Annotated in this window: 16 protein-coding genes and 1 tRNA gene; 5 read left to right on the forward strand and 12 right to left on the reverse strand. The window is 66.6% G+C overall.

What is annotated here, in order from left to right; translation table 11 throughout:
- Positions 1-94 precede the first annotated feature (94 nt).
- From C1701_RS27585 to C1701_RS16890, 5 genes are all read right to left on the reverse strand, one after another.
- Entirely contained in the window at positions 95-820 is a 726-nt protein-coding gene (locus C1701_RS27585; RefSeq protein WP_337661760.1) for a hypothetical protein, read from the reverse strand.
- 14 nt (positions 821-834) lie between these two features.
- A complete protein-coding gene (locus C1701_RS16880) occupies positions 835-1167 on the reverse strand; it encodes a helix-turn-helix domain-containing protein (RefSeq protein WP_103056207.1) in 333 nt (110 codons plus the stop codon).
- A 157-nt stretch (positions 1168-1324) separates the two neighbouring features.
- Positions 1325-1669, reverse strand: coding sequence for a hypothetical protein (locus C1701_RS16885; RefSeq protein WP_103056208.1), 345 nt, complete (start codon positions 1667-1669; stop codon positions 1325-1327).
- A gap of 48 nt (positions 1670-1717) precedes the next feature.
- Positions 1718-1882, reverse strand: a complete 165-nt coding sequence (locus C1701_RS27590; protein ID WP_337661761.1) for a hypothetical protein — start codon at positions 1880-1882, stop codon at positions 1718-1720.
- Positions 1883-2084: 202 nt separating this feature from the next.
- Positions 2085-3281 carry a hypothetical protein gene (locus C1701_RS16890; protein ID WP_103056209.1) on the reverse strand — a complete coding sequence of 399 codons (1197 nt, stop codon included), beginning with the start codon at positions 3279-3281 and terminating at the stop codon, positions 2085-2087.
- 240 nt (positions 3282-3521) lie between these two features.
- Here C1701_RS16890 and C1701_RS27595 point away from each other — a divergent pair, with 240 nt between their 5' ends.
- The 3 genes from C1701_RS27595 to C1701_RS16900 all read left to right on the forward strand — a co-directional run bounded on the left by C1701_RS27595 (position 3522) and on the right by C1701_RS16900 (position 4271).
- A complete protein-coding gene (locus C1701_RS27595; RefSeq protein ID WP_337661762.1) occupies positions 3522-3782 on the forward strand; it encodes a hypothetical protein in 261 nt (86 codons plus the stop codon).
- A complete protein-coding gene (locus tag C1701_RS16895; protein WP_245533498.1) occupies positions 3775-4017 on the forward strand; it encodes a hypothetical protein in 243 nt (80 codons plus the stop codon). Before C1701_RS27595 ends, C1701_RS16895 begins: the two co-directional genes overlap by 8 nt.
- A 65-nt stretch (positions 4018-4082) precedes the next feature.
- Complete coding sequence (locus tag C1701_RS16900; protein ID WP_337661763.1) at positions 4083-4271, forward strand: hypothetical protein; 189 nt, start codon at positions 4083-4085, stop codon at positions 4269-4271.
- A gap of 142 nt (positions 4272-4413) precedes the next feature.
- Here C1701_RS16900 and C1701_RS16905 read toward each other — a convergent pair whose 3' ends face one another.
- The 3 genes from C1701_RS16905 to C1701_RS16915 are packed head-to-tail and all read right to left on the reverse strand — an operon-like array spanning position 4414 to position 7101.
- On the reverse strand, positions 4414-6396 hold the full coding sequence (locus tag C1701_RS16905) for an FtsK/SpoIIIE domain-containing protein (protein ID WP_337661764.1): 1983 nt from the start codon (positions 6394-6396) through the stop codon (positions 4414-4416).
- 26 nt (positions 6397-6422) lie between these two features.
- Positions 6423-6755, reverse strand: coding sequence for a hypothetical protein (locus tag C1701_RS16910; RefSeq protein ID WP_103056212.1), 333 nt, complete (start codon positions 6753-6755; stop codon positions 6423-6425).
- Positions 6745-7101, reverse strand: a complete 357-nt coding sequence (locus tag C1701_RS16915; protein WP_337661765.1) for a WhiB family transcriptional regulator — start codon at positions 7099-7101, stop codon at positions 6745-6747. Before C1701_RS16915 ends, C1701_RS16910 begins: the two co-directional genes overlap by 11 nt.
- 420 nt (positions 7102-7521) lie before the next feature.
- Here C1701_RS16915 and C1701_RS16925 point away from each other — a divergent pair, with 420 nt between their 5' ends.
- Positions 7522-7917: a helix-turn-helix domain-containing protein gene (locus C1701_RS16925; protein ID WP_103056214.1), complete on the forward strand. Its 396-nt coding sequence runs from the start codon at positions 7522-7524 to the stop codon at positions 7915-7917.
- 152 nt (positions 7918-8069) lie between these two features.
- Positions 8070-9227, forward strand: a complete 1158-nt coding sequence (locus C1701_RS16930; RefSeq protein ID WP_103056215.1) for a hypothetical protein — start codon at positions 8070-8072, stop codon at positions 9225-9227.
- Here C1701_RS16930 and C1701_RS16935 read toward each other — a convergent pair.
- The 4 genes from C1701_RS16935 to C1701_RS16950 form a co-directional block, all read right to left on the reverse strand.
- On the reverse strand, positions 9204-9773 hold the full coding sequence (locus C1701_RS16935) for an NUDIX hydrolase (protein ID WP_103056216.1): 570 nt from the start codon (positions 9771-9773) through the stop codon (positions 9204-9206). The genes C1701_RS16930 and C1701_RS16935 overlap by 24 nt on opposite strands.
- A gap of 931 nt (positions 9774-10704) precedes the next feature.
- Positions 10705-10812 (reverse strand) — tRNA-Ile (locus tag C1701_RS27600).
- A 472-nt stretch (positions 10813-11284) separates the two neighbouring features.
- A complete protein-coding gene (locus tag C1701_RS16945; RefSeq protein ID WP_103056217.1) occupies positions 11285-12397 on the reverse strand; it encodes a SagB/ThcOx family dehydrogenase in 1113 nt (370 codons plus the stop codon).
- Entirely contained in the window at positions 12397-13518 is a 1122-nt protein-coding gene (locus C1701_RS16950; protein WP_103056218.1) for a SagB/ThcOx family dehydrogenase, read from the reverse strand. The genes C1701_RS16945 and C1701_RS16950 overlap by 1 nt, the downstream gene beginning before the upstream one ends.
- Between the last annotated feature and the right edge of the window lie 414 nt (positions 13519-13932).

Here is a 13932-nt window from a genome sequence, read left to right on the forward strand (position 1 = left end):
AACTCGACGCCCTTTGCTGGTCATAGGCGTACTAGGGTGACGGAACGGCCTGGATTGGTGGGAAGCTGGCCGGAACGAGCAATCCTGAAGCAGGTCACGCTACGGTTGACACCGTTTTGGCTATGGTGTCTCGTTGAGCCTGACAGGAAACAGTGCATCCATAGTCCGACGGAGTGCTGTGGCGGCCTGGCCGTCCCGCTCGGATTTCGGTAGCCGGACGAAGGCCAGCTCCGATTCGCATCGCTCGCGTAAGTCGTCGCGTTCGAACCAGCGCACCGGTGACGCGGGTCGGAAGGGCGTAGACGCCCTGCCCAAATGTCTCCATGATCAGCAGGTCATAGCGACGGTGGTCGTGCTCGTGCTCCGACGGAAGCAGGCCATCCGCCATGCGGTTCATCCATTCATCGCGAATCGCAGCATCGTCGTCTGGGTCGTCGATGTCCGGGTCGCACCCGTGGAGGTCTTCGGCGGTGCGAAGCCCGGGGAAGATGTCGTCGAGATCGCCGAGCTGTGGTGGCTCGGTATTCAGGATGACGATCCGCAGCGCGTACTCGTCAGCCAGGCAAATCGGACGAGGAATCCGTACACTGCTAAGCTCGCTGCCGATACGCATGATCCGTTTGCCCATGCGTACCAGCCAGTGGTTATTGACTTGGGTGAGTGCGATTTCGGGAAGATCGCGCAGCAGGTCCACGTCTCGGATGGCCGCCTCGCCCTTGAGGTACGCGGCGAAGGAGCCACCAAGACTAATGTTCAGGCACAGTTCCCCGTCTCGGCTGGGCGCAAAATCGGAGACATCTATGGTCGTGGACAGTGCCATCGCGTCGACAGGAGTTAGCCGGTGAACGAATTATTGAACAGTCGTACAATCTCCACGGTCTGCCGGTCAACAATTGCCGGGCCGTTGCTGACGCCTGTACCTGTATCCCCAACGGGTTCTGCGGTGATCAACTGCCGGAGGGTCGCGACACTGAGTTTGAGGGCCCGCGCAAACGCGCGAAGATTGTCTGGCCGGAACCCATCCAGCGCGTTGGCGGCAGTCGCGGTGTTCTCGAAGCGCCGCCACGTCGCCAGCGACACATCCGAACGTTGCGCCGCTTCCTGCTGTGTGATGCTGAGCTCCGCGCGACGCTGCTTGACTGGGTTTAATACCGCCTCAACAGGCATGTTTTCCTTGGGTGCTCGACGAGTTCTTGTCAAGTTAACATCTAAGGAGTGCTTGTGGTAGCGGTGCTCCACCAAACACCATGCCCTCAGCAATGACCAGTCCCAACTACAGTGGTCAACTGCCCACCTCTGGGCAGGCCAACGAACGACCGATGACTCAGGGGATCTGACCAATCGCCGGCGCCATCGGCTTGTACTCGTGCCGGGAGCAGTGCAGGCGCTGGCAGTCGTGAGCTGCCTTCCGCTTGTGCTCAACGAAGTGCTCGCCCCCGCAGAGCTTCCCGCACCGCCGGAGTTCCGCGTAGAGGTTCTCCAGGGTGCGGGTGGTCAGCTTGGTGAGCGGGACGTCTCCCACCGCCGGGCCGATGGTGCGATCCACGTAACCCTGGTAGCCGTCGCGTGTGCTCTGCTCGACGTCGGCGGTGCGAAGCCATTCCGAGATGACGTGCGCGAAGGTGATGGAGCTTTGGGTGCTGCGCTGTCGGTCGATCTCAGCCAGCAGTCGGGTGAGTACCCGGTCCGCCTCTCGTCGTGCTGCTCGGTCAGTACCTCACACGGTCCGAGTGAGATAGCGGTCCTTGCCCAGCACCGGGTCCACTCCGGAGAAGGCCCGCACCTGCAAGGAGCCGCCGCGCTGTCGGATGCTGCCGCGTGCTCGTCCTGTCCTGGTCGTCGCCAGGTGACGACGGTAGGCAGGAGTCCGGGCGAAGGTCATGGACGCCGACGACCCAGATGATCTTGACCTGAATCGTTCTCCCTGGTCACGGGTGGTGGGGCAGGTGGGGCTCGAACCCACGGCCAAGGGATTATGAGTGTTTGAAATCACACCGCATCGTTGCACTGTGCAGGTCACGGAGGCGTTGAGTGCGCGGTCCCTCGCCCTGAAGGCTCCCCTGAAAGCACGTTCATGGACAAGTTCATGGACAGGTGGCGGCACCGGCACTCCCGACCCGGCGACCACGCCGAAGGGGAAGCTCCCGCCTCACACGAAGATCCAGCTTCTGCGCGGACGTGAGCAGCCTGACTGATCCGAGTCGCGCCGCGCCCTTCCTCGCTTCCTCGGACTCCCGTTGTGCGTCTTGGTAGTAGCCATCGTCGTGGTACGCCTGAGCGAGATTGATCGAGATCGAGACGTACGCCCGCTGGAAAGTCCGGTCCATGCCTGCTCTCGTGCTGCTGAGGAGGTCCAGGGATACGTGTTGGCTCTGGTAGCTCAGGGCGGATATGCGCCAGCGAATCAGGTGGGATCGATCATAGACGATGAACGGCGTCTCGGCTTGATTTCGTTTATCGGGTAGCAGGCTCTCCGCGCGGTCGAAAGTCCTGATGCTCGAATCGGTTTCTCCCTTCTTGGCCAGCGCCTCTCCGTGTGCTGCGGCGAGCCAGGAGGCCAGCAACGGAGGGGTCCTGGTGGCGGCGAGATGGCATGCGGATGCGGTCATCTCGGTAGCCAGATCGATGTCTCCCGTGTCCAGGAGCACGACCGCTTGGCTGGCCTGAGCAAAGGACTCCAATGACCGGTCCTCCGCGTCGCGGGATACGGCACGAGCTCGGTTGTAGTGGTCCCACGCCTCGCGTATGTCTCCCTGATCGAGTGACTGCCAGGCCGCGAGGGTCAGTGCGTCTACCAGAATCCGTGACAGCTGTCGTCGTTTCCTGCTGTTGAAAAGGTCTCTCAGTAGTGCTTCCAGGTGGCTGATCTGTATTCGCAATTCGGGTAGGAGGAAGGACGCTCCGAACTGACGGTCGAGGGTGCGGGTGATCTCCAGACGTTGGCGGAGTAGTGCAAGCGACGTGTCATCCAGGCTTCGGGCGCGGGCGAGGCGCGCTCGGAGTTCCTCGGCGGCCTCCTCGTGGTTCGCCTCGTGTCGCACCGGCTCGTGCGCTGGGCTGAGGAGTTCGTCCACGGATCGTTCGAAGAGTGCCTCCAGCAGGCGACGGGTGGAGGGGCGGAGCGGTCCCAGGGGGCTTCCGTCGGCCCTGCGTCCACTGGACAGGCGCTGGACGTGGCGGACGCTCAGTGTGGCGTTGATGCCGTGTTGTCGGGCGAAGCGTTCGGCTTCCTCGCTGAACTCCTCCGCGGTCTGCCCGCGCTGGCGGATCAGCTCACCCATGACGGTTCGACCCGTGCCGGTGATTCGGTCCATCGCGCTGCCTGCCTTTCCGGGTCAGGGGATCAGCGCTGAACAGCATAGGTCGTCAGAGGGCGCGAAAGGTCGCAACCAGGTCGTTTCCTGTCGAAGTAGTGTGATCAACGCTGACTTCTGCTGTTGCTCGTACTTGTGACAGGAGGAGTCGGGGTGTCAGGAGACGAGACCGCTGCCCGCAGAGTGGAGCGGTTGTGGACAACATGGGTGACTTGCCTCTCGGACGGTCTGGACCACGCCGTCACCGACCAGGAGTACGCCCAGGGGCGGCAGGCCGGGAGCTACACGGCCGTCTGCGGGGTCACGCTGCTTGCCGCCCCTCTGATCAGCCCACCGCTGCCGTTGTGCGGCCGGTGCCTGAACACCGTCCGAGCCGCCCGGTCTGCGGCTCGACCGCCGAGTCCTCCGCGACGGGGGCCGCTCGGCTGGCTGCGGGGCTGGACGCGGGACGGCGGTCGCCGTGGCTGACCCGATCCTGCTCATCGTTCGGCTGCTACCAGGTCTGGTGGGGGAAACACGCCGAACCTGTCATCTGATCCCCATCTACCGGCATGTCCCACTACCCCGGGCACTGACCGCCTACTGCGGGCACCGGTTCGACGTGGACACGGTGGAGCCCTTGTGGCGGATCACCGGGATGCCGTGCAACGCCTGCCTGGCCCGCAGCCCTGGACCGAACCTCGAACTGGGCGGCTCGCGGTGATCCGGCGGTGGTTGCGGTGGCTCCGGCGGGCGGGCCGGCATCGGGGTGATCGTAGGTCGGTCAGCGTGCCGGAACTCGTCTCGCGGGCGACCGCGTCCGGGGCGGCGGTCCGGTTGGCGTGGAAGGCCGAGGAGGTGGACAGCGCGGGGTTGGTGCGGCCCTACGCGCAGAACCAGATCGCCACCGCGATCCTGCCCGTGGTGACGGGTGTGACGGACTCCGAACACGGCACTCACCCTTGCCGGAAGGACTGAGAACGCGCGATCAGACAGACGTCCGTTGGACCCGTCACACCCGTCACAGCGTGGGGAGATGCTGGTCAGCGCGGTGGGCGGCCCGTCACACCCTGTCTCGGTGTGACGGGCCGCCCTGTGACGCCGTGACACCTCCCAGGTTTCATCCCGTCCCCTGCCCCGTGGCGGAGGACGGGGTGGTTCGGGCGGTGGCGGCGGCCGCTCGGATGTCGCTGATCCGGTAGCCGCGCACCTGCCGGTTCCCGTGGGCGGTGGCCACCCGGTACCGGGTGGGGCGGCAGCCCGAGTCCCGCAACTGCTGGGCGAAGCGGACGGGGTCGACGCGCAGGGCGTTGACGAGTTCGGCGGTGGCGACGAACTCCCGGTCCTCCGGAGAGTTGTCGAGGTAGGCCAGCACGGCGGACAACGGTTCCGGAGGAGCCGTTGAGCCGGTGTCCCCAGACCGTGCGGGCGTTCCTGCGGGAGCGGTGGTCGGGCGTGCGCCGGTGGCGTGTCCCGTCAAGGTGCCGAGCTTCTCCCGCACGACCCGGCCCCGCCGACAGAGCATCCGCCAGTCCTCGTCAGCGAGGTAGTAGGTTCGCACGGTCGTCGCGACAGCCTCGCCGTTCTCGGTCTCCTCCGCGTCGGGGCGGAGAATGCCCACCCCCTTGTGTCCGGGCAACAGCCGGCTGCTGTCGTAGCCCCGGGAGTGCATCTGGTCTCCCAGCACGATGTTGCTGTCCCGCCAGTCCATGACCCGCAGCGCGAAGCGGGAACCCAACACCGCGCGCAGGCCGGAGGGGATGGTGCGGGTGTCCGGACGCTGGGTCGTCAGCACCAGCACCACGCCGGCCGCCGGCCCCTTCCTCGCCAGCCAGGTCAGCAGCTCGGCCACGTGCTCCCCGGTGGTGGTGGCGCGGTCCCGCACCGCGAGCGGTTCCCGGTGTTCGAGGGGCACGTGCACCTCGTCGATCAGGACGACGCTCACCGGCATCGCCAGTGCCGGGTCTCGGCTCAGTTCCCGGGTCACCTTCGACTCCGGACACCGGTCGTCGGGAAGCTGCCGCATCCGCCGGTAGCGGTCCTGGACATCACGCACGAGTTCCTCAAGCCAGCCGATCAGGTCGTGGACGTCGCTGTGGTCGTCACCGGAGAGGAACCGGTGAGCCAGGGTCGCGGCGGCATCCCAGTCCTTGCCCGCCTTGAAGTCGGCGACGTAGAGGCGGGCGTGCGGATCGAGGATCGCGCCGGACACCGCGACTCGCGCCGCGAAGGTCTTCCCCTGTCGAGGGAGCGCACCGATCAGCAGCGAGGTCCACACCAACGGGAGATCCACCTGCCGCTGGCGCGCGTCCACCCCGAAGGGCACCGGGTGCCACACGTCCCACTGGGCCACCGCGAGAACGGGCGTCCCGGTGGCTGGCCCTGCGTAGGGGTCGCGATCGGCCACCCACAGCGCCACTCGGCCGGCGTGCCCAGCCTCGCCCCGAACGCGTTCGACCACGAGTTGGGTCTCGTCCACGGCCAGCGCGGACGCCAACGCCTCCCGGTGGTGCAGCACGTCGGTGGCCTTGCGGGTGGCGGGAAGGTCGATGGTCACCGCCCACCCGGCGCCGCTGCGCCGCATCCGGTGCACCACCTGGAGCATCTCGTCTCGGCCGAGGAGCTTGGCGTCCCGAAACGCCGCCGCCAGCGGCCCGGGGTCCCAGGTCCACGCCAAGCCCCGCCGGCCAGCCAACACCGTCGCGCGCCCCGGCTGTCCCTCGCGACGTCGCCCCCACCACGACAGGGTCGCCGCGCACCCCACCGCGGCCACCCACGACCCGGTGGCTCCCCACAGCAGGTCCACGACCACGGCGGCGGCGGGGAGCAGTGCCAGGACGGTGAGGGTGATCCGCCAGCGCAGCAGCGACAGTTCCCGGATGTCGCGGTACTTCTCCGCCAGCTTGTCCGCCTGCTCGGCCGCACGGCGGTAGTCGCGGACACCAACCCAGGCTCGCCAGGCCCGCACTCCGGCCAGCGCTCCCCGCCCCACCGCGCGGAGGAACCGCAGGGGTAGGGACACCAGCACGCCCAGGAGGTCGACGACGACCCGGCCGGCTCTCGGTGGGGTGGGGGTGGCGGGTGGCCGCCGTGTGGCGACCACCCGTGCTCCCCATCGGGATCGGTTCCTCATCGGTGCCGACCGTCCTTCCGGCGGTCGAGGTCGTTGCTGGTGACGGTCAGCGCGCGGGTCAGGGTGTAACCGGCGAACAGCGCCGGGACTCCCAGGACGACCAGCAGCACCGAGGTGTCCACCCGCGCTGCCACCACCGTCCACTGGGTCAGGACGATGAGCGCGGCGCTGACCACGACCCGGCCGGTCAGGGACAGCAGGCGAACCCGCCCGTGCGCGCGTTCGGCGACGGCCTTCCCCCGGCGGGTGCCGGCGCGCCACAGCATCACGGCGGCCAGTCCCACCCCTGCCCCGGCCAGGAGGTGTAGCGTGCTCAGCTCAGCCAGCATCTCCGTTTCCTTCCCGGTTCTCCCGCCAGTGCGGGTACACCTCGCGGCGGTCGTGTTCGGACAGCGCGCCCCACACGCCGGTTGTGGTCCACCCGGCAGTGCGGAGTTCGACTTCCAGGCACGGAAGGCGCACCGGGCAACCGGCGCAGATCGCGGCCGCCAGGGCGCGGTCGGCGTCCGGCTCGCCGGTGAAGGTCGACCACGCTGGTTCGTCGCCGTGCGGGTCCATGCACGCGCCCTGGTCGGTGACTGCCCGCCACAGCACCTCGTGCGGCACGGTGGCGTAGGCGGTGAGCTGCTCGATGACGTCGTGGAGGGGCTGGGGCTCGTGTGCCGGCTCGTTCACCACGCGGCACCCCCGGCCCGGTGGAAGTCGCGGGCATCGCGTCGGTTGGCGGCCACCTGGGACACGTCGACCACGCCGCCCGAGTCGACAGCGCGCCGTACGAGGTCCTCCACCGCCCGGACCGGCACCACGTAGCGGGTTCGGATGCGGAATGACCGTGGCCATAACCCTCCGTTGCCCACTGGGTGGCGGATGGTGAACACATCGGCTCGCGGCGCCGATACGCTTACAGAGACCGAGTGGCACGGCAGGCAAAGCGTCCCCGAACTGCTACTCGAAGTATTCACGTCACTACTCCTTGCTAATCCGCTGACCTCAGCTGTTATTCCACCTTCTTGGCCGCTGATTGACGTTCGCAATTGCACCCATAGCACCCTGGGTCGCTAACGTCAGCGCTGAAAATCACGCACGGAGGCTGAAGTGGCGGAGGATTGGGTCGCGGTCGCTTACGCGGTGAACGCCCGCGCTCGGGAGCTTTCTCTCAAGCAAAAGGAAATCGCCGACAAATCGGGAGTGTCGTTGGCGATTGTGCGGGAGATTCAGCAGGCTCGTATTGAGCGACGACGGAACCCTAGGACGCTGGAAGCGCTTTCGTTGGCTTTGGATTGGCATCCCCGTCATCTGACGGCGATTCTTCATGGGGAGACGCCTCCCCCTTACAACCCTTCGGCCAAGCCGGCGCAGGATCCTCTGATTCCCCTGCTGCAAATGGTGATCCGGGAGTTGCGAGGGTTGCGAGCTCAAGTCGGGTTGCTGACTTCCCGGCTGACTGATGTCGAGAAGAAGCGCGATTCCTCGACTGGCAAGGGTGATTAGTCGAGTGCGGCCTGGGCTCGGGTCCGTCGTGCTCTGCATGACACAAGATGACCATTCCAAAAGGGGTTCACATCAGTGTCGGAACGTAACCCGACGCGAGTTACGTCGAGTTAACTCCGCAGGTCAGAACGCGTAAACCCACCGGAGGGTTCATGCCGGGACGACACCACACCCGCCCGCCCAGCAAGCTGCGCGCCGTCCGCCGGGAACAGGGGCGCACCCAGGAGAGCGTCATCCGCCTGCTCACCGGCCGCGCCCACCGGCTCAACATCGCGGTCGCCTCGGAGAGCGCGCTACGGGTGATGCTCTCCCGCTGGGAAAACGGGCACGACCAGGTGACCAACCCGGACTACCAACGGCTTTTCCGTGAGATCTACGGTCGCAGCAACGAGGAACTCGGGTTTCCCGCCGCGCCGGTGAACGAGGCCACCGAGGAGCTCCGCGAACGGCTCAGCCTCGCCCGCAACCTCGACACCTCCACTCTGGAGCTGTTCCAACGCCAGATCAACGACCTTCGCAGCGCGGACCTGAAATTCGGTGCCCTCACCGTCCTGGACCAACTGGATGCCCAGGTGCGGCAGATGGAGAAGCTGCGCGGGTTCAGCGTGAGCAGCGAGCACCGGCGCCGGCTCTCAGCGATCCTCACCGACGCCCGCACCCTCGCGGGGTGGACCGCGCTGGACCGGGGCTCAGCGCTGCGGGCCTGGAGCTACCACGAGGACGCCAAGGTCACCGCCCGCGAAGCCGAAGCACCGCACCTGCTCGCACACGCCGCCGCCCAGCAGGCCGTGATCCTCATCGACCTGGGAGAGATCGGCCAGGCGGTGGAGCTGATGGCCTACGCCCGGGATGTCGCGGCCGGAAACGTCGCGCCACTGTTGTCGAGTTGGCTGGCCGCCGCCCACGGGGAGGGCCTGGCCGCCGCCGGTCGTCGTGACGACGCGCTCCGAGCCTTCGACCAGGCGGCGGAGTTGCTGCCAGCCGACCCCGTGGACCCCCAGTTGCCGTTCCTGCTGCTCAACAGCGGCCACCTCGCCCGGTGGCGGGGCAGTGCCCTGCTGCGCCTTGGGGATCAGGACACGATCAACCACCTGGAAAGCGCGGTACGCGAGCTGGACACCGGCAGCAGGACCGTGCGCGGGCACACCGGGATGCTGGTCGACCTCGCCTACGCCTACGCTGCCGCCGGTGATCGCGAGTCGGCGCTACGCCACGCGCGGGAGGCCAAGCACCTAGCCTCCCAGATCGGGTCGGACCGGCAACGGCAGCGCCTCGCCGCGCTCGAACTACCCAGCGGCGGGCGGGACTGACCCGCCGGGCCGGGAGGCGGCGTAGTAGAGCAACGCCACGATGGCACCCGAGCCCAGCACCTCGCCTCGCCCGACCAGGTCCACCAGTCGGTCCAACGGAATCCACTCGATCCGCGCTGCTTCCTCCGCGTCCGTGGGCTCACCGACCTTCTCCACGCCCCGGATCACGAACACGTCCACCGGGGAGTCGACCATCCCGGGGAGGGGTTGGAAGGAGACCAGGTGCTCCGGCGCCGATGTGGGTCGGTAGCCGGTCTCCTCCTCCACCTCCCGTGCGGCGGTGGTGGCCAGGTCCTCCCCCTGCTCCACCAGGCCGCCGACCACCTCGTAGCCCCACTGGTCCACGGCGAAGCGGTAGCGCCACAGGGTCAACACCTCGTCGCGCTCGTTCACCACCAGGGCAACCACGACGTGGTTCAGCCGCACCACGTGGTGCTCGAAGCGCCGTCCGTCCGGCGGCTCGACCTCGACTAGATCCAGCTTCACCCACCGGTTGTCGTAGACCGTGCGCTGTCCGTGAGTCTTCCAGTCCAGGCGCCTCGTCATGCTCGGCAGCTTACGGGTCCGCAAGCACGGCGGGGAGCTGGCGGAAAGAAGGGAAAGGCGGCGGTTCTCACACGCTTACCGGGTGGAAGAACAAGCGGTGCCACCTGCCGAACTCCCCGGCGGCGTGGTTGCTGCGTGTACCCGCACGTCGGCCCTGCTATTCGGACGAGGGCAATGACGTGCGTTTGGGCAGGCGGCTGCCCAGAATCTCGGCTGCCTTGCGGTCGGTTCCGGCAACCCAGGCGGCGTAGACGCGGAGTGTGTTCGCTCCACCACCTCCATGCCCCAGGCGTCCGGCGACAGTGCGCAGATCCACTCCCGCTGAGAGCAGCTCGGTTGCGGAGTAGTAGCGAAGGGCATGTATGGGGGTTGGGTTGGCCAGTGCTGGGCCGTTCGTTCGTCGCGGTGTGTGCAATCGCGGCGGGGGGAGTAGGGGCGAGACGAGGCTGCGTCGCGTAATTATTGCTGAACTCGTTGCCAGGTTTCTCGCAGCGTCGCACAGCCCGATTCCGGGTGTCCCAGGAGCGATACGGTTACTGAATCGAGTGCCAGTCGGCGGTCTAGTGGGCCTTGGCGGTCTTCTCCCTGGCCGCTCTTTCGCTCGTCCCGAAGCTGGTGCGGACTTCCAGCATTCCGTGTCCGTTTTGATCGGGAGCAGCAGTCGGGTGAGTATCCGGTCCGCCCCCGCGTTGTGCTGTTCGGCCAGCACCCCGCACGGGCCGGGGAGGGGAACAGCGGTCTCTGCCCGTCACCGGATCCGCTCCGGGGAAGGCCGCACCGGCGAGGAGCCGTCGCGCTGTTGGATGCTGCCGCGTGCTCGTCCTGTCCTGGTCGTCGCCAGGTGACGACGGTAGGCAGGAGTTCCGGGCGAAGGTCATGGACGCCGACGACCCATATGATCTTGACCTGGATCGTTCTCCCTGGTCACGGGTGGTGGGGCAGGTGGGGCTCGAACCCACGGCCAAGGGATTATGAGTCCCCTGCTGGTTCTGGTGGTACCCGGTGTCCTGTCAGCGCCGTGGAGCCGTGCGCCTACCCCCAGGCGGTGCGGGGACGAGGTACGCAGTCCGACACTTCCGCACCGGCGCCGGCGGCCGCATCTCCCACCGTGCCGGGACCAGGGCGGGGCGTGGCGCCCAGCAGGGTCGATGCCCCGTGGCGCATCAGGTCGCCGTGCGGAACCGCGCGGCCAGACTGGCCAGGGCGGCCACCGGAAAAGCCCGTGAGGAGGTGGTGCCGCCCTCGAACCCGGTTCAAGTGGAGCCGGGCTCGGCGCCTCGCGGGACAGGGCGTTCCCCGGTGGCTCCGCGACCCACCCCGTCAGTCCTCGGGGCACCCGTGGCTCGCCGTGGCACGGGGCTTCGGCTCCGGTGGGGGCACGGTGCCCACTATCGGGTCTCAAGCGGCATGAGACTCAAGCCAGCACGGGCAGCCGGTGCCGGGAGGGCGGTCGGAGGCTGAGCGGTCGACGGCAGCCAGGAGTGCCGGGGCGAAGTCACGGGGAGGGGACGTTACCGACCGCGCCCGAATGCGGCGATGTAGATCGGTCCCACTTCGTGGTCTTTCACGTTGAGCGTGTGACACATGCGTCGGTCGTCGATCGCTGGCGTCTGGAAGCTCTTGAGTCCCAACGCTGTTCCGACGAGCAGAGCGGTGTGCATGAACGCGCCGCACTCGGCATAGACGAAGCGGTAGGCGCGCGAAAAGCGGTACTTCCAGCTGAACTGCGGCCAGTCGGCACAGACCACGAGCATGACTGGTGCGTGGTTGACGTAGCTCTGCCGCCACAGCAACGCATCGAGCTGATCGAGATCGTCGGCCTGCCTGACCAGGCCGAGTCGATGGTGTTCCGGGTCATAGTGGTACACGCCGAAGCCCTGTTCGAGTTCAGCGGGCGATCCGCTCCCACCTGTGATGACGTAGGCCGTGAAAGGCGTTCCACGGCTGTAGGACTGCGTGGTGTAGTACTGTGGCTTCTCCACCGGAAACTGCGGCTTGAACGTCCACGCCAGGAGTGTCGAGAGATCCTGAAGCGTGATCACCGTGTCCCGGAAGTCGCGGGTTGTCCTGCGTTCGCGTACGACCTGTTCGAAGGCCACATCGGGCACGGCTGGCTCTGGCAGGACGACCGTTGCCTGCACACTTGGGGTATACCGGGTTGGTGGGTCGGACTCGGGCTGGACATTATGCTCGACGTGGTATCGAGTCATGACCTTGGGATTGCCGGAGTAGTCATGGCTCCAGATCATGTTCCGGGTCGCCATGTGGAACTCAAGGGCGTCATCCCATTCGACGTCGCGCCAGAGCTGTTCACCTGCCGTGAGGGGCTGGGGCGTGGGTGACCAGTAGCCGTAGCTGATCAGGTCGCTGACGAGATCGACGGCTGCGTCACGGTTCAATCCGAGTTCCGTAATCAGCCGGGAACTGGCTTCCTCGATCGTCAGCGAGCTCGGCATTGTCGCCAGACATGCGGCAAGTTCGGCCGAGTGGGTCTGGAAGTGCTCGCGCTTGGACCCTTGTCCCCAGGTGACCTGGTATCCACTTCTCCCGTCGTAGGACCGCCGGACGGAAAGATTGGGCGGAAGGTGCAGGGTCGTGTCTCGGTCGGGCACGGTGTGAGTCACTAACGGATTCCGTTCTTGCCTATGCCGATCGCGTAGAGCGGCCCTTCGGCGCAGTCGTCGGTGAGATCGAGAAGCGGAAGTAGTTCCGCATCATTGATCGACGGGCAGTGGTAGGCGCCGAGTCCGTTGGCCCGTGCTGACAGATGGATCGCTTGGATAGCGTGGCCGAGTTCGAGCAAGACCATGCGGTAGGAGCGTGAGTAGCGGTACTTCCAGTTGTGGCGGGGCCACCGGCTGGTGATCACCAGCACGGCGGACGCAGTGACGATGCCACCCTTGCCGAAGCAAGCGGTATCGATGCCTGTGATCGCGCCACTGTTCGCGAGCTCCCTCAAGGTCCCGTCGACGGCATCGAAGTGGTAAGCGCCGGCGGGCAGCCCGGATACCGACTTGGCGATGACGTACGCCTCCAGCGGATGCCGCGCGCCCCCGGAGGGGTAGGGCTTGAGCAGGTGCTCGCCGAGGATGCCGCCGATGACGCGCTGAGCTTGGAAAGCCCCGGACAGAACCGCTTGCAGCTCGGCCAGGCCGACCCCTCGTTCTTCGAAACGGTTGATGGGTCCGGCTTTGACCAGCACATCTGCGAATGACACAGTGCTTCCGGTAGCGGCGTTGTGGTCAAACTCCGGCCGTGGCGACAACATGGGTTTGCGCGTTGGCGGCTGCGGTCCAGCCGTCGACAGGTCTTCGAGGATCGATCGGTAGTAGTCCTCGTAGCTGACATCCCCGAGGGTGTCCGGGTCGAAGGGCTGCCCGAAGGTGGCGTAGTGGAACAGTGCGGCATCGTCCCAGCCGTGCGCATCCCAGCGCCGTAATGCGTAAGCCAACTCGTCCACGTCGATAGCGTCGACGAGTACGTGAGCTTCGATGAGCTGGCCGACTACGTCACCTGCGTCGGCCGGGTGAAGCTCAAGCGAGGACGCCAGGGAATGGATCAGTTCGCCGTGAGTCGCGGGCGCGGACCGCGCCAAAATCCAAGTGACGAAGGCCGAACGTCCTTCGCCCTGGCCGTCGATGTCCACCCGTTGCCGGTCGAAGCCCGACCCTCCCCGGATGACAACGCGGCCGTCGGGGGCTGCGCGGCTGATCGTGGCCAGCGGGGACAGCGCGTATTTGGTCACTGATGGCACGCGGGAGCCCTCTACAGTCAGTTGTTCTGCTGGATGGCGTACGGGGCCGACTTCTTTGACCGTTTGACCGAGACCATGCCCTTCGCGGTCATGATCTGGGCTTCCCAGATCTTTGACGCGCTCTCCGAGCGTGGCGCGGTAGGGGCGGACTGAGTCTGTACGTTGGTCATCCCAGAACCTCTCGACGGGCAGGATCGCAGCCTGCGCGCAGCCTTGGTTGCAGCATGTGTACAAATCAGTTGCGTTGAGTAACGCTCATGCTAGCAGGTGGATCTTGGCACCAACATGCGTATTTTCGTGGGCGAACCAGCTCACAGCGCGTGATGCTGTGAGCTAATGATGGTCCGTACGGGGCACGCGGAGGACGTGTGCCGGTCCAGAGCCGCACGAGGGCGGACACGCATC

It is taken from the genome of Actinoalloteichus sp. AHMU CJ021 (genome assembly GCF_002895405.1).
Classification (GTDB): Bacteria; Actinomycetota; Actinomycetes; order Mycobacteriales; family Pseudonocardiaceae; genus Actinoalloteichus_B; species Actinoalloteichus_B caeruleus.

What these genes read in the sequence shown, in the direction of transcription:
- C1701_RS27585 (WP_337661760.1), bottom strand. Translation starts at nt 820, where the DNA reads ATGGCACTGTCCACGACCATAGATGTCTCCGATTTTGCGCCCAGCCGA.
- C1701_RS16880 (WP_103056207.1), bottom strand. Translation starts at nt 1,167, where the DNA reads ATGCCTGTTGAGGCGGTATTAAACCCAGTCAAGCAGCGTCGCGCGGAG.
- C1701_RS27590 (WP_337661761.1), bottom strand. Translation starts at nt 1,882, where the DNA reads ATGACCTTCGCCCGGACTCCTGCCTACCGTCGTCACCTGGCGACGACC.
- C1701_RS16890 (WP_103056209.1), bottom strand. Translation starts at nt 3,281, where the DNA reads ATGGGTGAGCTGATCCGCCAGCGCGGGCAGACCGCGGAGGAGTTCAGC.
- C1701_RS16910 (WP_103056212.1), bottom strand. Translation starts at nt 6,755, where the DNA reads ATGCTGGCTGAGCTGAGCACGCTACACCTCCTGGCCGGGGCAGGGGTG.
- C1701_RS16930 (WP_103056215.1), top strand. Translation starts at nt 8,070, where the DNA reads ATGCCGGGACGACACCACACCCGCCCGCCCAGCAAGCTGCGCGCCGTC.
- C1701_RS16935 (WP_103056216.1), bottom strand. Translation starts at nt 9,773, where the DNA reads ATGACGAGGCGCCTGGACTGGAAGACTCACGGACAGCGCACGGTCTAC.